The following is a 23,192-nucleotide window of genomic DNA, read 5'->3' as shown; positions in this document are numbered from 1 at the left end:
ACGTTATTAGGCGTTGTCGCCCAGTAGCACGGATTCCAGTGCAATAACGATCATCTCGTTAAAGGTGGTCTGGCGTTCTGCGGCAGTGGTCGCTTCATGACGCAGAATGTGATCGGATACGGTGCAAATGGTCAGCGCTTTACAACCAAACTCTTCATACAACTCAGCAGCAACGCCGTAGATGCCTGCCGCTTCCATTTCCACACCCAGGATGCCGTACTTCTTCATCACCTGGAACATCTCTGGGTCTGGTGTATAGAATAGGTCGGCGGAGAAGATATTACCTACACGCGCTGGGATACCTTGGGCTGCTGCAGCGTCGACCGCATTACGCACCATGTCAAAATCCGCGATGGCTGCGTAATCATGGCCTTTAAAACGCATACGGTTCACTTTTGAATCGGTACAGGCCCCCATACCAATCACTACATCTCGCAGTTTGACATCATCGCGCACGGCACCACAGGAGCCCACACGGATAATTTTCTTAACGCCAAACTCAGCAATCAGTTCACGGGCATAGATAGAGCAGGATGGTATACCCATACCGTGCCCCATTACAGAGATCTTACGGCCTTTATAGGTTCCCGTGAAACCCAGCATACCGCGCACGCTGTTAACTTCTACCGCACCTTCCAAAAAGGTTTCCGCGATGTATTTTGCTCGTAACGGATCGCCCGGCATCAGAACGACGTCAGCGAAATCACCCATTTCAGCATTAATATGTGGCGTAGCCATAATCTCTTTCCTCAAAGCATTTCTAATAATGTGGTGGTCATTTGAAAGCACGCCTGTAAGCCCAGGTATTTCGGACTAAAAACGTGTCATCATCAACTTCAAAGCATGGATTTACCGTAATCCATCGGCGACACGCCAAAATAGCTGGCAATAGTCTGACCAATGTCAGCAAAGGTCTCACGGTGCCCCAATGAACCGGGTTTTACCTTGGGGCCATACACCAGAACCGGAATGTGCTCACGGGTATGGTCAGTACCGCTCCAGGTTGGGTCGCAGCCGTGGTCAGCAGTAAGGATCAGGATGTCATCCTCTTTTACCCGCTTCAACATTTCAGGCAAACGGCGATCAAACAGCTCCAACGCAGCAGCATACCCAGCGACGTCACGGCGGTGGCCGTAGGAAGAGTCAAAATCAACAAAGTTGGTGAATACGATAGTATTATTGCCCGCCTTTTCCATCTCGGCCAGGGTGGCATCGAACAGCGCGTCGATCCCTGTGGCTTTCACTTTCTGGGTGATGCCAACATGGGCGTAGATATCAGCTATCTTGCCGATAGAAACCACTTCGCCGCCTTTCTCATCCACCAGTTTTTTCAGTACGGTTGCCGCAGGGGGTTCGACGGCAAGATCGTGACGGTTACCGGTGCGCTGGAAGTTACCAGGCTTGTCGCCAATGAACGGACGCGCAATCACTCGGCCAATGTTATAGCCCCCCTCGGTCAACTCTTCACGGGCGATTTCACAAAGCTCGTACAGACGGTCCAGGCCGAAAGTCTCTTCATGGCAGGCGATCTGGAATACTGAGTCAGCAGAGGTATAGAAGATTGGCTTACCGGTCTTCATATGTTCTTCGGCCAGTTGATCGAGTATCACCGTGCCTGAAGAGTGGCAGTTACCGAGATAGCCAGGCAGGTTGGCACGCTCAACCAATTTATCCAGTAGTGCCTGAGGAAAACTATTGTGTTCATCCTTAAAGTATCCCCAGTCAAACAACACGGGCACACCGGCGATTTCCCAGTGGCCTGATGGCGTATCCTTACCGGAAGAAAGTTCGCTGGCATAGCCATAGGCACCAATGATCTCAGCGTTTTTATCTAAACCCTGTGGGAATTGACCGGTCGACTCTTCAGCCGCTTTGCCCAACCCCAGACGGCTCAGGTTTGGCAGTGTCAGCGGGCCGCTACGGCCCTCGTTAGCTTCACCGCGCGCACAGGCTGCAGCGATATGGCCAAGGGTATCGGAACCTTCATCGCCGAAGCGCTTAGCATCTGCGCTCGCACCAATTCCGAATGAGTCTAATACCATAATAAACGTACGTTTCATTGTGCTCTCCTGCGTTTTCACGCTATGACCGGCAGTGATAAACAACCACCGATCCTGATTCTTTAAACGGTGATTCTCATTCTGTGATGCGTTTGTACACCACAGGGGAGATTGCCGGGGCTTTGTCGCCCAGCACCATCGCACTGCGAACCGCATCTGCAGCTTGCTGCCAGCTTTCTTCATCGTTGGCGTGGATCACCGCCAAAGGACGCTGATTATCAACAAACGCCCCTAGACGAGCCATATGAGTCAGCCCAACGCTGTAATCGATACTGTCGTTGGCACGGCGGCGTCCGCCTCCCAACGATACCACTACCATTCCCAACGCTCGGGTATCCATCGCGATAATGTTACCCGGCTTTTCGGCATAAACCGGTTTGCTCAATGTTGCCACTGGCAGATAGCTATCATAACGTTCGATAAAATCGGTAGGTCCTTTCTGCGCCGCCACCATACGCCCGAACACTTCCGCCGCTTTACCATTATCCAATACCTTCTGTAATTTGGCTCGGGCATCGGCATCGTCAGTGGCTAAACCACCGGAAAGTAGCATTTCCACACACAGTGCCATAGTCACTTCGAGCAGACGCGGGGTACGGTATTCTCCCGTCAGAAAACGGACGGCCTCTCGCACTTCCACCGCATTACCGGCACTGGAGGCCAGAACCTGATTCATATCGGTGAGCAAGGCTGTGGTCTTACAACCCGCCCCATTAGCCACGCTAACAATCGCCTGTGCCAAATCTTCCGAAAGTGCGTAGGTGGGCATAAATGCACCAGATCCCACCTTAACATCCATCACCAAAGCGTTAAGTCCTTCAGCCAGTTTCTTCGCCAAAATAGACGCGGTGATCAATGGGATCGAGTCCACAGTTGCTGTGATATCACGTGTGGCATAAAAACGTTTGTCAGCCGGGGCCAAGGAACTGGTCTGTCCGATAATCGCCACCCCCACTTCCTTGATAATCTTACGGAAGACAACGTCATCTGGGTAAATACTAAAACCGGGGATCGCTTCCAGTTTGTCCAATGTCCCCCCGGTATGCCCCAGGCCGCGACCTGAAATCATTGGCACATAACCACCGCAGGCCGCTACCATCGGGCCAAGCATCAGCGAAGTCACGTCACCCACGCCGCCGGTTGAATGTTTGTCGACAATCGGGCCGTTCAATGACAGACTTTTCCAGTCAAGTACCGCGCCTGAATCACGCATCGCCATCGTCAGCGCTACCCGTTCCTGCATAGTCATATCGTGGAAGTAAATGGTCATGGCCAGTGCAGCAATCTGCCCTTCGGAAACCACGTTATCGCGTATCCCATTGATGAAAAATCGGATTTCCGCCTCACTCAACGTATGGCCATCACGTTTTTTACGGATTATTTCTTGTGCCAGGAACAAGGCATCCCCCTGTTTTACCCATCGATATGCCAACAATAACCACGCCTGTTTTAAGGCGCGTTACAGTAGCTGGTCGCGTGATAGAAAATCAGTAACCGTTACCTGTAGCCTGTGTGCTATGTCCCAATGTGATCAGCAGACTGGCCAACAGGCTTGAAGCACCAAAGCGGAAGTGACGCGCGTCAGCCCAACCTTTCCCTAGAATACGATCGGCGAGTTGTAGGTATTGCTGCGCATCTTCTGCCGTGCGAACACCGCCTGCGGGCTTGAAGCCGACATCGTTGGCAACACCCATATCACGGATCACCGTCATCATCAGCTCTGCGCTTTCCAACGTTGCGTTAACGGGGACTTTGCCGGTGGAAGTTTTGATAAAGTCAGCCCCAGCCTTGATAGCAATCTCGGAGGCCTTACGGATCAACTCAGCCTGCTTCAACTCGCCGGTTTCGATGATCACTTTCAGCAGCACATTGGCCTCGGCACAAACCTGTTTACACTGCTTCACCAGTTCAAAACCGACCTTATCATTACCGGCAATCAAGGCACGGTACGGAAATACCACGTCAACTTCATCAGCACCGTAAGCGATAGCAGCACGGGTTTCCGCCAAGGCGATAGCTACATCATCGTTGCCATGCGGAAAGTTGGTAACAGTGGCAATACGGATATCTGGCGTACCCTGTTCATTCAGCGTTTTACGCGCAATAGGAATGAAACGGGGATAAATACAGATGGCGGCAGTATGGCCTGCCGGGCTGTTTGCCTGACGACACAGAGCGATCACTTTCTCGTCGGTATCATCATCATTCAGCGTCGTTAAATCCATCAAGTTCAGCGCACGTTGCGCTGCTGCGGTTAATTCGGTCATAAAACTCTCCAACTGAGGACGGACATTGTTGGCGAGCGGACTTGGTTCCTTGAAGATAGCGTGTGGAATTAAACCACGACGGCAACTGAGATCCTTCTCGCCGCACATAGCCTTTCGGTATCGAACAGCCATTGATTACTATTTGAACACGATAACGGTGAGTTATTTGTGTTCCTATTCACATTATATGAAATAGCTATGCAACAAATTTAAATTATATGTGAATAATGTCACGAAACAACGGCAGATTGTACACATATTCACTAAACAGAACTCTAAGTAACAACGGGCACCGCTCAGTGTGCCCGTTATAAATTGTTTCAGGCCCTCAAAAGGGCCGTATGAAAAGGTTGAGGCCATGAATTCTGCAACCTTGAGGATCCGAAATTTCGCTTATAGTGCCAGAAAAAATCCGGCTATAGTGGCGCTCATCAAGTTGGAAAGCGTACCTGCAACAACCGCCTTCAGGCCAAAACGCGCAATATCATGACGACGGTTTGGTGCCATACTGCCCAGCCCACCAAGCAGGATCGCGACAGAAGACAAATTGGCAAAACCACATAGCGCAAAGGAAATAATAGCTTTGGTATGCTGCGACAAGACCTGCAGACCATCAGCAACAACAGCATCGTCCGGGCGCAGGTAAGCACCGAAATTCATGAAGGCGACAAACTCGTTAACAACGATCTTCTGACCAATGAACGAACCGGCCACCATCGCTTCATGCCACGGCACACCGATCAGGAAAGCGATAGGTGAGAAGATCCAGCCCAGGATCAGCTCTAGAGAGAGTTCAGGATGGTTGAACCAACCGCCAATCCCCCCCAATATCCCATTCAAAACGGCGATCAAGGCAATAAATGCCAGCAACATAGCCCCTACATTCAGCGCCAGTTGCATGCCGGATGCCGCACCTGAAGCCGCTGCGTCAATCACGTTAGCTGGACGGTCTTCTTCGGCAATCAACTTCATTGCATCGTCTTTATCGTGTGTTTTTTCTGTTTCCGGTACCATCAGCTTGGCAAACAGCAAGCCACCCGGTGCAGCCATAAATGAAGCGGCAATCAGGTACTCCAGCGGTACTCCCATCTGAGCATACCCGGCTAATACCGAACCCGCGACAGAAGCCAAACCACCACACATCACAGCGAACAGTTCAGACTGAGTCATGGTGGCAATATATGGCCGAACCACCAAGGGCGCTTCAGTCTGGCCTACAAAGATATTCGCCGTTGCCGACAACGACTCAGTCCGTGACGTTCCCAACAATTTATGCAATCCACCACCGAGGATCTTAATCACCAGTTGCATAATGCCAAGGTAGTACAGCACAGCAATCAAAGAGGAGAAAAAGACGATCACTGGCAATACGCGCAACGCGAACACAAAGCCACCGCCACCGAAGACTTCAAACATTTTATCGGAAACCAGGCCACCAAAGATGAAAGAAATCCCTTGATTACCATAGCCGATAACATTCGCCACTCCATCAGACATACTGCCAAGAATGCGGCGCCCAACGGGTACATACAGCACCAGCGCGCCGATAGAAATTTGAATGATAAATGCGCCGATCACCGTACGCAGATTAATAGCACGCCGATTGTTGGAAAGCAGTACCGCAATGGCGATGAGTACCATCATACCAACCAGGCTCATAATGAGTTGCATACGAAAATATCCCTGTTTCGAAAAAGAAAGGCCCCCAGCCCAATGACTGCAACGGATTGACTAAGGGGGATAACGGTGAGTAATTATACTGGGCCTGATGTTGTGAGACCCGTTTTATGTCACAAGCGAATACAACTAGAAGTAATTAAAAACTTTATAATGTGAAGTTAATCACATTAATGAGCCATGTGTGAGGGTAGGGCAAACAGAGCCTGGGCATTTTGTAGCAGAGAGTCGGCTATTTCATCCGGAGGTTCCGGCCTAAACTGACAGAGTATCTTAAATACTTCAGCAGCCCGTTCAGGGCGGTTAGGTTGTCCCTGATAACCGGCTAAAGGCATATCCGGCGCATCCGTTTCCAATAACAGAGATCTCAGTGGCAATTGTGCCATAACGCGGCGGGTTTTCTGAGCGCGTTCGTAACTGATCGTTCCCCCCACACCGATGGCGTACCCCAAGCGAATAAAGGTTTGAGCCTGAGCTAAGCTACCGGCAAAACCATGCACAACGCCACGGCGAGGGACATCTGCTTGGCGCAGCAGCGCTGCCAGTTGATCATGGCTACGGCGAGAATGCAGGATCACCGGCAGATCGTAGCGTTTCGCCAACATCAGCTGCGCTTTGAGCAACATCTGCTGACGCACAAACTGAGGATCGTCCATGTACAGATCCAGGCCGATTTCCCCCACCGCAACCAGTTTTTCTGGCCGCATGGCCAGAAAATCAGCCAGTTGTTCAAGCTGCTCATCGCGATGCTGTGAGATGTATAAAGGGTGTAGCCCTAACGCGGCAAACAGCGGAGCATACTCCCCCGCCAGTTTGATCACATTTTCAAAACGATCCACCGTTACCGCTGGCACGATAATCTGCTGAACACCGGCCTGAGCCGCCAACGCCAGGCTTTCCGTCTCGTGACCAGTAAAGGGAGGAAAATCAAAGTGACAGTGAGTATCGGCAAAAACGTAACTCACTGGTTCTCTCCACCACCGGGGGGAAGATCGCCTGGCGGAATAATTTTTGGCGTTACTCGTTGCGTTTGAGATTGCGCCTTATAGCCAGATAGTGCCTCAACATCAGTCATGATCGGCGAAGGCATCCGCATATTTTCCAGATGTAACAGACTGCGTGAAAGGGAGTTTTTTACCTTTAGACCATCACGCTTTTCCTGTTCCAACAACCAGTGTCCTACCGTTGCCAAAAAATAGCGTCCGCAGCGACGGCCCAGATGGTAGTCCTTATTCAAAGAAGCCAAACGGCTGCCAAGGGCATTGCTCGCCAAAGGCTTAGGGGGATAAATTTCAAAGATGCGCAATTTACCCGGCGGTTTCTCAATAAACTGCTGAATACGATGATAGCTCTCTTCATGACGCTGCATGATTCGCACCATCTGTTGCAGACTACTGTCACCGAGCCATTGCTCCATGCGTTTTATCCACTGAGGCGTGTAATACATCTGCGAAGGCACAGTACGGATCACAACAATCGTATCCGCACCACGACGATAAGCTTCTTCTACCGGGATAGCATCACTGATCCCACCATCCTGGTAACTGATACCCTCGAGCTCAACGCCCATGCGGTAAAAACCAGGAATAGCACTGGAAGCTTTGATAGCAGGCAGCCAATTGGCCCGCTCAGCACGCAGATAAGTCGGTTCGAAATCGTCACTCCGGCAGGCGCACATCAGGAACTCACGGTTATTGCTCAACCGTTGTTCAGCAACATCAATCGCCAGTGGCAATTCTTGTGAGGTGATATCCACCAGCCAGTCGAGATCGATCAGATGCCCACCGCGTACAAAACGCAACGGATTGAAGAAATTGACAGAGGTGGTGTAACGGGTGATCACTCGCCGCGCATAACCCAATTGGCCACAAACAAAAGCCGAGAGATTCTGCGCTCCAGCGGAAGTGCCAATCATCAGTTCAAACGGGTCAAAATTAGCGTGCTGAAATTCATCCAGTACACCTGCGGTAAAAATTCCGCGCTGTCCGCCACCCTCACACACCAGCGCCATTTTACCTGCGCTGTAAGGTTTATACGCCAACGGTTCTATATTGCCGAGCGTGATAGGTATTCTATGTCCCAACCCTATATCCTCAATGTGAACGTTTTTCCGAGGATAGCGCTTCCTGCTCTTTTCCGTAATCTTCTTGCAACACACCAGAAAGGAAGCCATTACTCCCAGACAACCAAGCATAATCATTGCCGGAAAACTCCGCCCACACCTGCCATAGCTGGCCTTTCAGCTGTTTCCAGCGGCCGACAATGATGTCGCTATTCATGACTTACCTCACGAGATGTCGAGAAAATAAATTAATCTTTGTTACACTTCGAAAAAAACTAAGGGCGCCGACGGCCGGTAAATAGACTGACCAGGAATAGAATAATACCGATGAAGAAGACAATTTTAGCCGCCCAGGCAGCACTGCCAGCCAAGGAACCAAACCCCAACGTCCCTGCGATGAAAGCGATAATGAAAAAGATAGAGCCCCAACGAAACATAAGCCTCTCCTTACCATAGTGAAAAACGCATAGCCATCAGCCAGTTTAGTTGATGGGATTAACCTTCACACACCGCATTATTCAAGGCTATATACCTCAATGGCGACCGATCAGAAAATACAACCGGCTCTGTTCAAACTCGACAACACAGAGAACGGGCTTTTGGGGCGCACACCTTAGGTGTTGAGGCTATTTGCACGCAGTGCTACGTTGCTCGCCGATTATTGGGCCCACCAAACATTACCGCTCACGCCTTGCCCTGTGAACAAATGACCGTAAGCGACACTCACGTGCAGTTAAAGGACACAGCCTAGGGTTTTACAGCCAGATCATTTTTAACGCTTTTCACACCTTCGATAGCTTTGGCAATTTTCTCCGCACGCTCTGACTGTTCTAGTGTTTTCACCGTACCGGAGAGTTGAACCACACCATCGGCAGTTTCTACTTTCACATTACGGGAAGGCACGATATCGTCAGCCAGCAGTTTGGCTTTCAGTTCACTGGTCGTTGCTGCATCGTTAGCATAGGCTTTAATTGACTGAGTCTCTTCATCTTTCACGTGCAACTTATCACTGACAGATTTGACACCGTCCACCAAGCTTGCGGCCTTAACTGCCTTCTCGGCCTGCATTTGACTAGTGACAAAACCGGTCAACGTGACAACACCACCTTCAGTTATCACGGAAATATCATTGCTTTTTATAGACTTATCCTCAACCAATGCGCTCTTCACCTTGGCCGTTATTGCGCTGTCATCCATGTAGCTGTCGACTTTTTTCATCGAACTACCGATTGTTTTTATGGAGCTATCGATTTTGGCACCAGCACTGTCAGCAACGCTGGAGGCTTTGTTTAGCAGGGTTTCTTCTGCAACAGCAGTACCACTCAGCAAAGCAGAACCCAACACGATAACCACCAGTGAATGTGCGAATTTGGTATTTTTCATCGAACTTTTCCTTCTTGTTATGGGTAGCAAGACAACTGATACTCTAATTCTGCAGGATAGCGGCAAACTCAAACGGAACTTCACGATCGCTATACCGCAAACGTTCAGATTGAAATAATGGGAATGAACATGAAGCAATGTACGTGCCAATATGTAGACACCGTCAAAGCACAACAATAAAACAGCAAAGTTGTAACATTAAGACGGAAAACTGTTGCCTATCGGCGACATTAGGAGACTGAGGGTAGCGTTTTTTTCCTATCTCATTGATTCTGATAGTTTAAATGTGTCTCCATTCGACAACATCACCGAATAACTCTCTATTGAGCCTAAGAACAATAGTACTTTACGCTAGAACTGTAAGATATACCCTAAAAATATAGGCCATATGATAAGAATGACGTTAGGGCCAGAAACAGCGCGAAGGAAGCGGTGAAATAGTTGCAATAAGAAGAAGTTATTAATCCGCTAGGTGGGGACAGAACAAAAAAACGCAGGGCACCTTGAAATGCCCTGCTGGTTTAATCAATGCTCACGAGTTTTACGGAACACCACGTCAGGATAGCGTTCTTGTGTCAGATTAAGATTAACCATGCTTGGTGCGATGTACGAAAGGTTCTCCCCACCATCCAACGCCAGATTAAGCTCGTTTTTACGCTTGAACTCTTCGAATTTCTTCACATCGTCACACTCCACCCAGCGTGCAGTAGAGACGTTAACTGACTCATACAGCGCTTCAACGTTATATTCGGTTTTCAAGCGTGCAACCACAACATCAAACTGCAGCACACCCACAGCCCCCACGATCAGATCGTTATTGGCGATCGGCCGGAATACCTGTACAGCCCCCTCTTCGGAAAGCTGGACCAACCCTTTGAGCAGCTGTTTTTGCTTGAGTGGATCGCGCAGGCGGATACGGCGGAACAGTTCAGGAGCAAAGTTAGGAATACCGGTGAACTTCATATCCTCACCTTGCGTAAAGGTGTCGCCGATCTGGATAGTCCCATGGTTATGCAAACCGATAATATCGCCAGGATACGCTTCTTCAACATGCGAACGATCCCCCGCCATGAAGGTCAGTGCATCAGAAATCACAACGTCTTTGCCGGTACGCACCTGACGTAACTTCATGCCTTTTTCATATTTGCCTGATACCACACGCATGAAAGCCACCCGGTCACGGTGCTTCGGATCCATATTGGCCTGGATCTTGAACACAAAACCGGTGAATTTCTCTTCTGCGGCTACCACTTCACGGGTATTTGTTTTACGTGGCATCGGCGCTGGTGCCCAAGCTACCAACCCATCGAGCATATGATCGACACCAAAGTTACCCAACGCGGTTCCAAAGAACACCGGTGTCAACTCGCCGGCCAGGAAAGCTTCCTGCTCAAACTCATGAGAAGCACCTTGTACCAGCTCCAACTCATCGCGCAGTTGTGTCGCCAGATCTTCCCCCACGGCCGCATCCAGATCCGGGTTATTCAACCCTTTGACAATGCGAACCTCTTGAATGGTATGGCCTTTACCGGTCTGATACAGGTAGGTTTCATCTTTATAGAGGTGGTAGACCCCTTTGAACAGTTTTCCGCAGCCAATCGGCCAAGTGATCGGTGAACAGGCAATTTTCAGTTCGCGTTCAACTTCATCCATCACTTCCATCGGGTCACGAATGTCACGGTCAAGCTTATTCATAAAAGTCAGAATGGGTGTATCACGCAGGCGGGTGACTTCCATCAGCTTGCGGGTACGATCTTCTACACCTTTAGCAGCATCGATCACCATCAGACAGCAGTCAACCGCCGTCAAAGTACGATAAGTATCTTCAGAGAAGTCTTCGTGCCCAGGAGTGTCTAGCAGGTTAACTAGACATTCACGGTAAGGGAACTGCATAACAGAGGTGGTGATCGAAATACCACGCTGTTTCTCCATTTCCATCCAGTCAGATTTGGCATGCTGGCTGGAACCACGGCCTTTTACCGTACCCGCGGTCTGGATAGCCTGCCCGAACAACAGCACCTTCTCGGTAATGGTTGTTTTACCGGCATCGGGGTGCGAGATAATGGCAAATGTGCGCCTGGACGCCACCTGCTCTAAGTAACTGAGGGTTTTCATTCTGTATTGTCTCAAGTATGTACAACAGCATGTACAAATTAAATTTTTCCTTAGATGGCAATTCTACAGGCATGGCATGTTCAATGATAGCCGGGATCGCTCCCGGCGGTGGGGGTTACATTGTAATGTTATTTAACTTGTACCCGATTGTTGGTGTCCCTGAGAATGAGATTGTTATTCCTTCATCCGGCTGTAAAAGGATCGTCCCAGCATTAGAAAGCTGAAGCACGTTAGACCCGCCAAGGCGCAGGAACGCTGAGGATATATCACCGTTGTAAGAAAGCGTTATCGGCAGACCAGTTGTATTCTGAAATACTAAAGGGCTGACAGTAGGCGCAATCTGCACCATTGGCTTTATCGGGAAATAAAGAGTTGATGTAACCATATCGAATACACGACCACTCGTCGTGGTTTGTGATGCGTCAAAGTAACCTCCTCCCTCCGGCAGTGGAATGCCGATCGACGTCCAATACTTAACATCGATATTGTCTACGCTGTAGTGATCTGCCCCAGATGATATTTCTACCCTCTCCCACAACCCACCATTTAACTCACCAAACCGTGCGCCAGGTGCTGCAAAGAATTTGCGCGACGAGTAGCAGTTAATGAATTTTGAGCTTATTCCTGCATCGAAAACGTCAGCAAATCCGCGATTCTCGAATCCAACCCCCGTGAAAGTATTCATGCGACTAGTTGCTGATATGGTCACACCGTTGCCGTCATTGTTTTCAGATGTGCCACCAACAAATGTCGCGGAATCGCCGTTATTAATAAAAATTCCGTCTCCGATCATGCCTTCAATTATAGGATTGATGAAAGTACAGTCGGTGGCCCTTGATGGCCCTGCCCCTGGTCCGTATCTCAAACCTGAGAACGGTCTGCTTGTCATAGGCTGCTCATTCGTAGAGCAAATAATCGTGTCAAATTTAGAAGCAACACTGAATGGGATGTCTAAAGCAAAGCAAGCTGAAGTCGAACCTTCGCGCATGTTTATGTTTCTAAAGTCTAAGTGGTGGCAATTGTCTACAAACAGGTGACTTGTTGTAGTCGGATTTCCTTTAATTCCAAAGTCGCGCAAAGCCATTCCGAACGTGAAATTTGATGCCTGAAGACGTATGCACCGCGTGCCAGCTTCAGCAGGGAAATGCAGCACAGAGTTATGTCGACCATCGCCAATCATGTCGACACCAAAGAAGCCCAGGTCAAAAACGGCATGAGTTTCATATTCGCCAGAAACCAGATGCATCTGCTTTTTATTTGCAATGCAGTAGTCGCGCCATTTGTTAAGCTGAACTGCGTTATCAGTGACTGACGGCAAGATACCAAACTTACGACAGCTTACCGCTTTATCGTTCAGGAACGCTTCAACATGCAGACCGTTGGCAAGATTAAACAGACTGCCCCCGTCCTCAACAACAGCACCAGATTTTACTCGCCCAATGCCACCGCCGCCGTCTGTAGCCTCTGCGTAACCCATCCATGCGATTACTGTGTCAGCCTCTAAATCTGTATCAGCAACCATATCAGCAACGGTTTCATATGTCTGGACAGCGCCGCCCACCAGCAAAGCGCCGTTGTCTTGCGCCAGATCATTACGCAGTTGGCCTGGGTCATACTTCAAGATATTTGGGAAGTAGAACTGCTGCGCCCCAAAAGAGTCGTAAATGGCCATACTATAAGCTTCTTCGGTAACAAACTTGCCGATCTGCCCGTTGTAAACCGGGTAGCCACCTGCGTTTATGCTGATCGGCTGTGCGGTAGGAATGAAAGATCCGTCTTCAGCCTCTAAAAACACTTGGATCTGATTTGATGGGATGGTCGGGTCTGTATCTACCTGGCCTATAAATATCTCACCGTTGGCCACTGCTTTAAACGACCTAGCCATCGTGAACAACTGGGAAGGCATTGATACTAAAATGTTGGGCATTGGGTAAACTCCGGGCAAAAAAAAGCCCCGCGTATGCGAGGCTGGCTTGATGGCATAAAAAACCCCGGCAATTAGGCCAGGGCTTGATGTATTTCCGCGTAATCCTATACACCTATCAGTGCAAATCCTTTCTACCGTCAGCTCTATATAGCGCCCCCCTTAATGAGTACGCTATTGCGCTTGCATCCCCTATCCGGTCGTATAGCTTTACCGCCAAAGGGGAACCTATCGCTTTTAGAGCTGGATGCAATTCGTTAATCCATACTTCACGAATAAAATCCATGTGGATGCATACAACATTGGCGTGGTGTGCATGCATGTGAAAATCAAATGATGGGCTAACCACCCCGCTTCCAATTTCACGATCCAGAATATCCAGAACCCACCTGCGGAACTCTTTAGCAACATCAGTGCGGGCAAACATTGCAATCAGGTGAGCGCCGCGAAGGGAAAAAACTCTCACCTTTTTGCGGTAGTTTCCTGAGGTCACTGATTCAATGACCTGAGTCATTCCGCCAGTAAACTCATCACTGTTCTGGTTAAACAGGTTGGTGATCGACTTGGCGCTTTTGTATTGCAATGCCTTGGCAATATCGGCAGAGGTTAGCCATACGCCAGAGATACCAGATACCGGTACAAGTGCATTGCCTTGGAAGTTGAAGTCTGATTTTGCTACAATGTTCATGTCGATATTTCCTGAGTGGTTATTTTCGATAAGAAGCCCTGACTGTTCACGCAGTTGGGGCTTCACCTTTTTAAGCATTTAACAACCCTTCTCTTTTCAAGCTCTCCATTACTCTGCGGTGAATCTCTGTATTCGCTGATCTTCCATTCTCTTCTGCCACCTTTCGAACTAGATCTAAGTCCTTCTGTGGCCAACGCAGATTGAACTGCGGCATTCTGCTAGCACCTTTCATATTTAACCCCTTTAAGGTCACCGTGACCTTATTGAGAATATAATATCATCGTTCTATCATGTCAACTTAATAGACAAGGGTGACGTGATGGCTAGAGACGAACCAAAGTTCACATTCAGAATGCCGCATGAAGTAAAAGAAAAGCTCAAGTACAGGGCGAAATCTAACGGAAGATCATTTAATGCTGAGCTACTGCAAATCGTACAGGACGCCCTAGCCCAGCCATCACCCATATCAGGCTATCGTGACGACGCTGAGAGACTGGCAGATCAGCAGGCTGAGCAGTTCAAGAAGGTTGTGTTTGATACGCTTAGAACTATGTACGACAAGAAAGAAGGGTAGCCCACCTAGCGATGGGCTTATCCCTATCACTCTACGCCAGGGAGGTACATCTGAACCTCACTAATCATGCGCTCACGCGCAGAAGCAAGAAGAGCCTTTCTACCGCCAACACCCCACTTAGCCATTCTGCTTGCGCACTGGCTCACTTCCTTTGTTTCGGCGTTGATGATGTGGTCTAGGCGGTTTAGTCGTGACATTGCATCAACCCCCTTGCGAATGACTGCCCTGAAGATATCGTAAACTTCTATCTCAAACTCCGGCTTAATCCACGCCGCATAGCGGATAGCAAGGATTTCCACACCCCAAGCCCCAGTCTCTCCCCCACCCTTTGTTACCTTAAGTGGTTGATTTTGTTCCGAAGCACTTTTTAGTGCTTTGGCCTGCAACACCTTAATGAATCGCTTGATCTGGGCGCTGCGCAAGAAAACACTTGGACGCTGTGATTCAGTTGCTTCACCATTGGCTACCGCTGCCGCATGAAGATCGTTAAGGCTATAGCGCCCTTCATTATCAACACGAACGGAAACGCCGTTTACTGACACGGTTGGGTATTTCATTGTGATTTACCTATAGAAAGCGAACCTGTCACACAGAAAAGCCGCCCCAGAGAGGTCACCACCTATTACGGCAGTTCTCAGGATCGCTTTCTGTAGGTTCTGGGATTATAACGTGCGCGTGTGATGCGCGGTGTGCTTCAGACACAAAAAAGCCCCGGCAGGTTGCCGAGGCTTAGATGTTTGGCTATGTTGATTAGCATTGCGCTAACTTGGCGATACTATGTATAAAAATTAAACATTGGAGGTTGGGTGAAGAATATAATCATAGTTTTTTCTGCCATTATCTTGCTCTCAGGGTGTGCAAACTCTTCAAAAACATATGCACCTGATGGAAGAGAAGCTTACTCTATCGATTGTTCTGGATTGGCTAGAACCTGGGGGATGTGTTTAGAAAAAGCCGGCGATCTGTGTGGCGCTAAAGGTTACGATATCTATACGTCAACTGGTGACAAGGGGTGGGTAGCTACAGCCCAACCAGATTTTGCTATGGCCGGAAGTACTATTTCACGAAATCTATTAATCGCATGCAAAAAATAGCCTTCCTTGGCCATGCTTCAATCATGAGTCATTCCGCTTATTGTGGTAACTATTCCAGCTCTAGATAGGCGGTTAAACTCTTGACTGCCTATCGCTTCACGCATTGCATTTACGGCAGTTTTGTTAGCCATAAATCGGCGTTCTGCGGCGGCAATGGCCTCTTTGCTGGCACCGATCTTAGTGGCTTTAGTTGCCTCTTGGATGGCCTTTTCTATGGCATACCGCCCGCTGCGTGAAGTCGCTAACTTCTCTATTACCCCTTTTGCAACAGAACCAGCAACAGCACCTACAGCGCCGCCAACAAACCCCGCTCCAGTAGCACCAACAATTGCCCCTGATGTTGAGTTACCTATCGCATTGAGAACTGATTGCACTGCTTTTGGCAACCCCTGCTCTAAAGAACTAATTGCAGGGATGGAGCGACCTGTATTCTCAACGTACCTAATCGGCTTTGTTGCTGCCCTAGCAAGCTCGCTATAAGCACTGGCAATCCGTCCTAATTCTTTTGAATGCCTGCTGATGGATGAAATGTTTTGCGGTGTCAGGATTGATGCAATGTGAGATATCCCGGCAGCGTCTGCTTTTCCACCCCTGACGCCTTGTGATAATGCGTCTTGAAGGATTGATGCGATAGCTGGCGCTCTTTCCGACTCAGGGAGCGACCCTATAATCTGGTTGAATTTCCCAGATCCGACTTTTGCTGAGTTTTGAAGTGCCTTAACGCCGTTTGTGACTAGCGTGTCAGTAGCAAGATCCTTACCAAGCGCATTTTCAGCCTGCTTTTGGGCGGCAAATCGAGATTTTGAAAGCTCGTTCGCAGCGCTCCACTGGTCAATAAATCCACCTTTTTCAGCCATAATGCGCATATCTTCAGTGGCAGCATCACGAAGCTCACCCATCCTTCTAGCCATGTTGGCTTCGCCGGAACGAATGTATTTCTGTTCAGCATCGGCAAGCTTCCCGCGCCATGCTTTCATTGCGTCGAAAGTTATTCCGTCCTTGCCTGTCTTATTGTATGCCGTTGCGAACTGTTTCATTTCTGGTGTAAGGGGCATTCCAGCAGAAATATCCCCTTGAATAGTGGCATTCGTATTAGACATGCGAGATTTCATGTCTGGCATGGTAGATCTAACACTATCCCATGCTGACTTTTCTGACGCCTTCATACTATCGATGCCAGAAAGCACCCTTTGCTTGATAGCCCCACTCTTTTCTGCAGCACTTCCAACTTCAGCGCCCAACTCATCAAGAGCCGAGTTGAATTTCGTCTGTATCTCGCCGAAAGCTTTTGAGTGAGCATCTTGAGTAACACCTGGCTTTGATGCCAGTATTCCTTCTGCTTGAGCTAGCCCTTTACTACCAGATCGCATTCCCGGAGTTAGAGCATTAACATCAACACCAACTGATTCCGCCGCCTTGGCAACCTCATCTGTTATATTTGATGCTTGGCTGGATATGTCAGATCTTCCAGATCCAGTTCTTGCCATCCTTGACACATCATCAGCAGAGTTTATCGCCGCTGAACCTAACGCATCTTTAACTTTCGGAGCGACTAATCTGCCGACTCCTGATAGCAAGCCCTGAGCACCAAGGTTTACTGCTGCGTTCTGTGCAGCGTTTTGCGCAAAGTCGCCTTTCTGATTACTTGCTTCCGCTAGCGATCCAATAACCATATTGCCAGCCACGCCGGCACCGGGAACCAGGTAACCGCCGATAGCTTCACCAGCTTGGGCATAAGGATCTGTTGGTCGGTCTACAGGGCGGTATACAGGGTCGAGAACATCCCCGGCTCCTATCGCACGGCTACCAGCATTGATTAGGCTAGCCCCGCCCTGCAATATATCGAACGGGATATTAGCCAGACCACGCGCCGCTTGCTCTACGTTATCCATCATGGATGGGGCTTGTTGCTCTGCGGGTTGCTGTTGCGACTGAGCCGGAGCGATAGGATATGCAGCAAAGAATTGTTGCCGTGCTGCTTCTGCTTGGTCGCCAGCCTTGGGTGCTACAACTTCATTGAAATATTGCTCTTGCGCTGCTGCTTGCTGGTCTGGAGGGAGTTGCTGATACTGAGGGGATGCCATTACTTCTTTCCACGGCTTAGCCATTAATCACCCCATAATGATTGAAAGCCTGAATTTGCTTGCGGCTTTGGTTGCGCTTCCTGAGTTTTAGACGGCCTGCTTTCACCGCCGACATTTACTTGATACTGCTGATTGTAGTTGTCGGTGTATTGCTGGATGTCTGCAATAGATTGCTGCATAGCTTCCGGGCTTGAGTAGTCAACCTGCGGCATACCTTGGAAGTACATTTTCGCTTCCGCAACGGTGTTGATACCACTTGCCCCCATATCACGAGCAGCGGCTATGCCTTGATTCTGCATGCGCCCCTGGATGCGCTGAGTTGCATTGTAAAGCTGGCGCTGCTCTTTGTTTCCAGGCAACCGGCTGCGCAGCTCGGCAAATTTAGCAGGATTTCCTGAGCTGCCCGTAACCCCGGTCATGAAATCAAGCTGATCAGTCTTTGCGCCCGCTATTGCATCGATGTCCTTTTTCATCGCGTAGTTTTGAGCGTTAGCTGCCGATGTCGCAGGTGCCGCAATGGCACTGGCTGGAACCCGAACCATGTTTCCTGAATCATCTATTCCTTCATAAAAGGCATTAGCTCCTGCGCCGTGCAATTTACCGCCCACATTTACTGTTCTTCCATCCGCAAGCTGGACAACCCGAGATCCTGAAGGCCCGGCGGCACCTCTTGCAGATGCTCTTTGCATTGCAAGGTCCTGACCACGGCGAGCAGTTGATGCAGAAATATCCTGCCCTCTCGCTGTAATATCTTGGCCTCTCCTTGCTGTTTCGGCGCCAATATCTTGCCCACGCATCTGAACCTTTCGGCCTTCAGCCTTGTCTTGCAAGTCGTAATACTTTTCTGGCCCAAGCGCAGACAAGCCAAGATGATCTACGAAGTTCAAGAACTCTTTCGGATCTTGCTGATACATTGAAGCAACGTCTTGAGGTCTTGCTCCAATACGCTGTAGCTCGCTTTGGTTTTTAGTCAGCCAAGCACCCATACTTTCAGGGGATGCTGCGGCAACACGCGCTGAGGCAGCAAGAGAGCCAACTGCATTACGCTGGTCATCGTCAATAAAGCCAAGTCCTTTCTGAACGCTTTCGAACTGCTCAGGGTATTGGGCAGCAAGTTGGCGCATTGCTGTACGATCACCGGATGAGAAGGCTTGTCCGTATAATTGCTTGAACTGGCCAGCGCGTTCCTGAGCTTGCTGCTGCTTGTAGATTTCATTAAGCCCTGCTAATCCCTGCACGGCTTGCATGCCGAGATTATTACCGCCTGCGCGTGCAAAGTCTTGGTTCTGCCCTATTCGCGCCAGATTGACGTTGACGTCGCTTGATTGCGGGGCGTTGGAATTTACTTGGCCAATAGCGCCAAGCAAACCGCCAGCACCCCCTTGTTGCCATGTCGCCATTTAGAATAACCCTCCAAGTGCACCCAAGCCCCCGCCAATCGCAGCACCCCAAGGCCCACCAATTGCCATGCCAGCACTAGCGCCACCAAGCGCACCAGTAAGCCCTTGCTGAAATCTCGACGGCTGATTAGCTCGCTGTGCTGCCAGTGATGCGTTTTGTTGCAGTAATTGGCCTGTATTGTTCGCGTAGGTCTGCCCTGCGTTAGCTTGCCCCTGAAGCGCACCAAGACCAATGTTTGCTAGGTTCTGTGCGCTATTCATCTGACCATTGAGCCAGTTTTCACCCAGTTGAGGTGCGATAAATGCGAGTTGATTTGATGTTGCCGTGGAACCTAGGCCGCCAGTTGCCTCTGCGGCTGCGAGATTTTGATACCGCGCCATATCCGACATTTGTTTGAACTGACCGGAGTTGTAATACTCTCCAAGAGCCTTTTCCTGCCCTGGAAGAGTAGATAATCCCTGCAACTGCTGGACATACTGCTGAGCCATTGGTGTAAACGGTGCAAGGCCATTCATTACCGTCTGCCACTGCTCGCGCTGTAGCCCGGTTTGTTGATTGATGGCGTCAGCCTGTACGCCTGCGCCACCATCGCCCCCCTTCCCGCCTTTTTCAGGGTATAGAGGTTCGAACCCGGCAAGCTTCCTTGCCAGGCTAAAAGCAAAATGACACATAATTACCTCTTAGATAGGAAAGCGATCAGCTCGTCGCGGGTTGCGGCGTAGAACGTCACATCGTCCACGCCTTTGAAATACTTTTTGATGGTGCCTACTCGCTGTAGGCCAATGAGGGCGCAATACATCTGGCCATAACGGAATTTACGGGCTGCAAACGATGTAAAGCATTGGTAGTTTGTATTGCCGATCATCAATCGCCAGAACTCTAGGCCGATATCAACGCTGTGCTTTCGTGCTTCTTTCAAAATCATCGCATGGCATTCGATAGAAAGAGGCTGCAATTCTTGAAAGTACACAACGCCGCAAAACTGGCCATCAATCTGCACGCCAAGGTATACACATCGCGGGTTATATTCGTAACCATCGCCGTTGTTACTTCCCGCTATGATGTCTGGATGGTTACCTACTGACTCGATTAGATCGATGTTTCGCGTGGGGGTGAATGTAATCATGCTATTAGCCCGTGAGTTCTCAGGGCATCCTCTAGCGTCTTAATTCTCTGACGCGCTTCTACGAGCCCGGCGGCAATAGCTAAGACTTCAGACTGACTATAAGTAGCGCCAACGGGGTAACCCGAGTTGGCATTGAACGCACCGGTAAATGCTGTTCCTGCGGCTGGTGTTATGCCTGTAACTCGTTCACCGACAACTTTGGTGCCATTTACAGAGTAACTGGTGGCTACCGATAGCGGACTCGCTATGCTCTGTAGTGTCGCTGCCGACTTTGAAACATAATCGCCTTCGACAAAAATCAGGCGGTTATCTAGGTTGAAAATATCCGCGTCATGACCATCAAGCCGTATGTCCTGCACGTCATTTTTTACTTGAGCGTCGTAAGCGCCTTGCGCGGCGGCGTTAGCTCTTTTACCAACACTAGCTAGATTAACGTCGCTGCTTAGAACATAACGAGCGTATGGAATGCTGAAGTTCTCAGGGAGTATCGTCCGATTGATGCCTCCCTCACTTATTGTAAGAATGCCATCTATTAGGCTTTGATCTGCCATTTTACTCGGCCCTCAGTTGACAGTTAGACAGGGTTACCGGCGCGGAGGTGACTATTCGGACTTTGAACCCGATGTTTTTCCGAACACGCCCAATCCTCTTCCAAATAACGCGCTGGTCGTAAACAAATGGTGCTTGCCAGGGGATCATCTGCTCACTACCGTAATTAAGTCCGTCAGTAGTAGCAGAAATAAACAGACGCTCGGCTTTTCCGGTCACGCCCGTCGATGCTTCAAGCTGAAAATCAAATAACCGTGCGTTGTCAGCTTTAAACATTGGCGTGTAAAGCAAATGCTCTTGCTGTTGTCCGTACTGAGCTGAACTTGAGAATGAAAACGTGCCTAGCCTTCCCTGCAATTTATCGCCGACAGTAAAGCTCTGGTTTTCAAAGCAGAAATCTATGGCTGTATGGGGAGAGTCAAAAAGCCCGGTTTTTAATATGCACCACTGCTGGCTCTGCTTTAGAGCTGCGTCGTAGCACAGAACGTGGTGGTCAAGGTGGATGATCAACAAGTCATGCCCATCGAATCGAATAGACTCCATTACCGCTTTGCTTATCTCATCTGCTGTATAGCTACGAAGGATCTGCTCTATCTGTCGCGTGGCAATGCTTACTGACTGGCCTGAGTTAATGAGATAGATGGAAGGTGGACCGCTGGATTGGTTACTGATAAACGCTATAGTGTCGAGATACAAAGCTTTGCAATAAGTACCGGCTATCCCTTTATCAACAAGCCAGTTTGATTGAGCAACGTAAATAGCAGCTTGCGGGTCAGTAGAGCCGGTAATAGTGAAATACTCTATTGTGCGGCTACCGAACATGATGACGAAATCGCGCCACGTTGTGCATGCGATTATCCCATCCGGCTGAGTCTCTGCCGTGTAAATTGGTCTAAATCTATCAGGGTGAGACTCGTCATCTAGGTCTGTAACGCCAAACTCCTGAGTTCCATCCTTTACCCATACATACCGCCCACGAGCGCGGCAAATATCCCTTACTCGCCCGATATCATAAGACGGGTAACCGGATAAAGGTGGCCAGTTGTCTAGCGTTTTAACAGTGCCGTCATAGCGATAAATACGCATAACCCCGCCAGTGGACACGGCTTGACTGTCGTCACTGTGAGCCATACTTACGCGGTCGGAGTTAGGCACTGTGTTTACCAGCACGCCAGACTTGTAAAGATTACCGCCAGCCACGCGATAAGCGACGCTCTGTACAGTATTGAAGTCCACCCCTCTCGACGGGCCCGACACAGATTGTCGAAAATCGATACCAGGAAAGGATCGGAGATAGCCAGCAGCGCCCAACACCTCAGTTTGGACAGCAAGCATATTCACTGGCAATAGATCGCTGTAGTCTGCGGTTCTGTAATCCTTCCCGGTTCCGCGTACTAATGGGAGTTGAGTTACTGGCATATGACACCGCTATTGAGGTTTGGGGAAGAAATTAACGCCGTTGCGAGTAAACAGGCGGTTACCGGAACCTACTGGCATTCTTGATGGGTAGCCCTGAGTTGATTTCGCTGCCGCTGCCGTAGCGATTGCCGTGGCTTTCTGCAGTAGTTCTTTGCCATGCGCTGCTGACGTCACAACCTTTGGCATTGCCTCGATTGCGTAATCAGGGGCGTGACGGATAGCAAGGTTGTTGATAACTGCTGCAATGTGCGCCTTTTTCAGTCCATGAGCATCACCAGGATCAACCGGCTCGCCATCCGCTGAAAACAAGTAACCGACATCAATGCCGCTGATACCGGTATCTTCCTGTAACCACTCGGCCATCATCATCTCAAGATCGTTGGCAGCATCCTCGATTGATTGCGGCTCTACATCCGTCAGCGTTGAGTTGCTGGCCACCGCAATTTTACGCAGCGCCGCCAGCACCAGATCACCCTTCGTTAGTATGTTCATCAATTACCGCCTTCGGCTTGCGGCCACGCTTAATATTCTCTGGCTCTGGCTCTGGCTCTGGCTCTGGCTCTGGCTCTGGCTCTGGCTCTGGCTCTGGCTCTGCAGGATTTAACAGCTTATCTGGATGATCAACCCAGCCATTTTCCAAATGCTCTTCAACCTCATCATATTCAACAATTTTGTATGTCAAATAGATGCCCCACACTTTTTCAGTGCCGCCAGCCTTATAAATCATCTGAGACATGGTTATTCCTCAAAGAAAAGGGGCCGACTTGCG

General features: G+C 49.5%; 25 protein-coding genes. 2 read left to right on the top strand and 23 right to left on the bottom strand.

Features of this window, described 5'->3' with window-relative positions; all coding sequences use genetic code 11:
* Positions 1-6: 6 nt before the first annotated feature.
* From deoD to OK023_RS02435, 14 genes are all read right to left on the bottom strand, one after another.
* Positions 7-738, bottom strand: coding sequence for a purine-nucleoside phosphorylase (deoD, locus tag OK023_RS02500; protein WP_317694623.1), 732 nt, complete (start codon positions 736-738; stop codon positions 7-9).
* A gap of 98 nt (positions 739-836) precedes the next feature.
* A complete protein-coding gene (deoB, locus tag OK023_RS02495) occupies positions 837-2,060 on the bottom strand; it encodes a phosphopentomutase (protein ID WP_317694622.1) in 1,224 nt (407 codons plus the stop codon).
* A 76-nt stretch (positions 2,061-2,136) separates the two neighbouring features.
* The gene (gene deoA, locus OK023_RS02490; RefSeq protein WP_317697452.1) at positions 2,137-3,459 is read right to left on the bottom strand and encodes a thymidine phosphorylase; all 1,323 of its coding nucleotides are present in this window, start codon (positions 3,457-3,459) and stop codon (positions 2,137-2,139) included.
* Positions 3,460-3,547: 88 nt separating this feature from the next.
* Complete coding sequence (gene deoC / locus OK023_RS02485; protein WP_317694621.1) at positions 3,548-4,327, bottom strand: deoxyribose-phosphate aldolase; 780 nt, start codon at positions 4,325-4,327, stop codon at positions 3,548-3,550.
* Positions 4,328-4,720: 393 nt separating this feature from the next.
* Complete coding sequence (locus tag OK023_RS02480) at positions 4,721-5,986, bottom strand: NupC/NupG family nucleoside CNT transporter (protein ID WP_411569404.1); 1,266 nt, start codon at positions 5,984-5,986, stop codon at positions 4,721-4,723.
* A gap of 188 nt (positions 5,987-6,174) precedes the next feature.
* The gene (locus tag OK023_RS02475; protein ID WP_317694619.1) at positions 6,175-6,969 is read right to left on the bottom strand and encodes a TatD family hydrolase; all 795 of its coding nucleotides are present in this window, start codon (positions 6,967-6,969) and stop codon (positions 6,175-6,177) included.
* Complete coding sequence (locus tag OK023_RS02470) at positions 6,966-8,087, bottom strand: patatin family protein (protein WP_317694618.1); 1,122 nt, start codon at positions 8,085-8,087, stop codon at positions 6,966-6,968. The genes OK023_RS02475 and OK023_RS02470 overlap by 4 nt, the downstream gene beginning before the upstream one ends.
* A 10-nt stretch (positions 8,088-8,097) precedes the next feature.
* Positions 8,098-8,283, bottom strand: coding sequence for a stress-response protein (locus OK023_RS02465; protein WP_317694617.1), 186 nt, complete (start codon positions 8,281-8,283; stop codon positions 8,098-8,100).
* Positions 8,284-8,341: 58 nt separating this feature from the next.
* On the bottom strand, positions 8,342-8,503 hold the full coding sequence (locus OK023_RS02460) for a DUF1328 domain-containing protein (protein ID WP_317694616.1): 162 nt from the start codon (positions 8,501-8,503) through the stop codon (positions 8,342-8,344).
* A gap of 310 nt (positions 8,504-8,813) precedes the next feature.
* Positions 8,814-9,449, bottom strand: a complete 636-nt coding sequence (gene osmY / locus OK023_RS02455; protein ID WP_317694615.1) for a molecular chaperone OsmY — start codon at positions 9,447-9,449, stop codon at positions 8,814-8,816.
* Positions 9,450-9,974: 525 nt separating this feature from the next.
* The gene (gene prfC / locus OK023_RS02450; RefSeq protein WP_317694614.1) at positions 9,975-11,564 is read right to left on the bottom strand and encodes a peptide chain release factor 3; all 1,590 of its coding nucleotides are present in this window, start codon (positions 11,562-11,564) and stop codon (positions 9,975-9,977) included.
* A gap of 115 nt (positions 11,565-11,679) precedes the next feature.
* Positions 11,680-13,491 carry a phage head-binding domain-containing protein gene (locus OK023_RS02445; protein ID WP_317694613.1) on the bottom strand — a complete coding sequence of 604 codons (1,812 nt, stop codon included), beginning with the start codon at positions 13,489-13,491 and terminating at the stop codon, positions 11,680-11,682.
* Positions 13,492-13,606: 115 nt separating this feature from the next.
* Positions 13,607-14,176 (bottom strand): Bro-N domain-containing protein, encoded by a 570-nt coding sequence (locus OK023_RS02440; RefSeq protein ID WP_411569403.1) that lies wholly within the window; start codon positions 14,174-14,176, stop codon positions 13,607-13,609.
* A gap of 70 nt (positions 14,177-14,246) precedes the next feature.
* Entirely contained in the window at positions 14,247-14,408 is a 162-nt protein-coding gene (locus tag OK023_RS02435; RefSeq protein ID WP_317694611.1) for an Arc family DNA-binding protein, read from the bottom strand.
* 87 nt (positions 14,409-14,495) lie between these two features.
* Between OK023_RS02435 and OK023_RS02430 the strand changes: the two genes are divergently transcribed.
* Positions 14,496-14,750 carry an Arc family DNA-binding protein gene (locus OK023_RS02430; protein WP_317694610.1) on the top strand — a complete coding sequence of 85 codons (255 nt, stop codon included), beginning with the start codon at positions 14,496-14,498 and terminating at the stop codon, positions 14,748-14,750.
* Positions 14,751-14,776: 26 nt separating this feature from the next.
* Here the strand turns inward: OK023_RS02430 and OK023_RS02425 are convergent, their stop codons facing one another.
* The gene (locus OK023_RS02425) at positions 14,777-15,307 is read right to left on the bottom strand and encodes a KilA-N domain-containing protein (RefSeq protein WP_317694609.1); all 531 of its coding nucleotides are present in this window, start codon (positions 15,305-15,307) and stop codon (positions 14,777-14,779) included.
* A gap of 249 nt (positions 15,308-15,556) precedes the next feature.
* Here OK023_RS02425 and OK023_RS02420 point away from each other — a divergent pair, with 249 nt between their 5' ends.
* Complete coding sequence (locus OK023_RS02420) at positions 15,557-15,844, top strand: hypothetical protein (protein ID WP_317694608.1); 288 nt, start codon at positions 15,557-15,559, stop codon at positions 15,842-15,844.
* Between the two features lie 17 nt (positions 15,845-15,861).
* Here OK023_RS02420 and OK023_RS02415 read toward each other — a convergent pair whose 3' ends face one another.
* The 8 genes from OK023_RS02415 to OK023_RS02380 are packed head-to-tail and all read right to left on the bottom strand — an operon-like array spanning position 15,862 to position 23,159.
* Positions 15,862-17,952: a DNA transfer protein gene (locus OK023_RS02415; protein ID WP_317694607.1), complete on the bottom strand. Its 2,091-nt coding sequence runs from the start codon at positions 17,950-17,952 to the stop codon at positions 15,862-15,864.
* Complete coding sequence (locus tag OK023_RS02410) at positions 17,952-19,328, bottom strand: phage DNA ejection protein (RefSeq protein WP_317694606.1); 1,377 nt, start codon at positions 19,326-19,328, stop codon at positions 17,952-17,954. Before OK023_RS02410 ends, OK023_RS02415 begins: the two co-directional genes overlap by 1 nt.
* Complete coding sequence (locus OK023_RS02405) at positions 19,329-20,000, bottom strand: DNA transfer protein (protein WP_317694605.1); 672 nt, start codon at positions 19,998-20,000, stop codon at positions 19,329-19,331.
* A gap of 2 nt (positions 20,001-20,002) precedes the next feature.
* Positions 20,003-20,455, bottom strand: coding sequence for a DUF2824 family protein (locus tag OK023_RS02400; protein WP_317694604.1), 453 nt, complete (start codon positions 20,453-20,455; stop codon positions 20,003-20,005).
* Positions 20,452-21,006: a phage tail protein gene (locus OK023_RS02395; RefSeq protein ID WP_317694603.1), complete on the bottom strand. Its 555-nt coding sequence runs from the start codon at positions 21,004-21,006 to the stop codon at positions 20,452-20,454. The genes OK023_RS02400 and OK023_RS02395 overlap by 4 nt, the downstream gene beginning before the upstream one ends.
* 1 nt (position 21,007) lies before the next feature.
* Positions 21,008-22,423, bottom strand: coding sequence for a packaged DNA stabilization protein (locus tag OK023_RS02390; protein ID WP_317694602.1), 1,416 nt, complete (start codon positions 22,421-22,423; stop codon positions 21,008-21,010).
* Positions 22,424-22,432: 9 nt separating this feature from the next.
* Complete coding sequence (locus OK023_RS02385; RefSeq protein ID WP_317694601.1) at positions 22,433-22,915, bottom strand: packaged DNA stabilization gp4 family protein; 483 nt, start codon at positions 22,913-22,915, stop codon at positions 22,433-22,435.
* Positions 22,893-23,159, bottom strand: a complete 267-nt coding sequence (locus OK023_RS02380) for a hypothetical protein (protein ID WP_317694600.1) — start codon at positions 23,157-23,159, stop codon at positions 22,893-22,895. The genes OK023_RS02385 and OK023_RS02380 overlap by 23 nt, the downstream gene beginning before the upstream one ends.
* Positions 23,160-23,192 lie beyond the last annotated feature (33 nt).

Source organism: Serratia sp. UGAL515B_01, assembly GCF_033095805.1.
Classification (GTDB): domain Bacteria; phylum Pseudomonadota; class Gammaproteobacteria; order Enterobacterales; family Enterobacteriaceae; genus Chania.
Note: the sequence above shows the minus strand (reverse complement) of the source record. Positions and strands in the feature narration are given on the sequence as shown.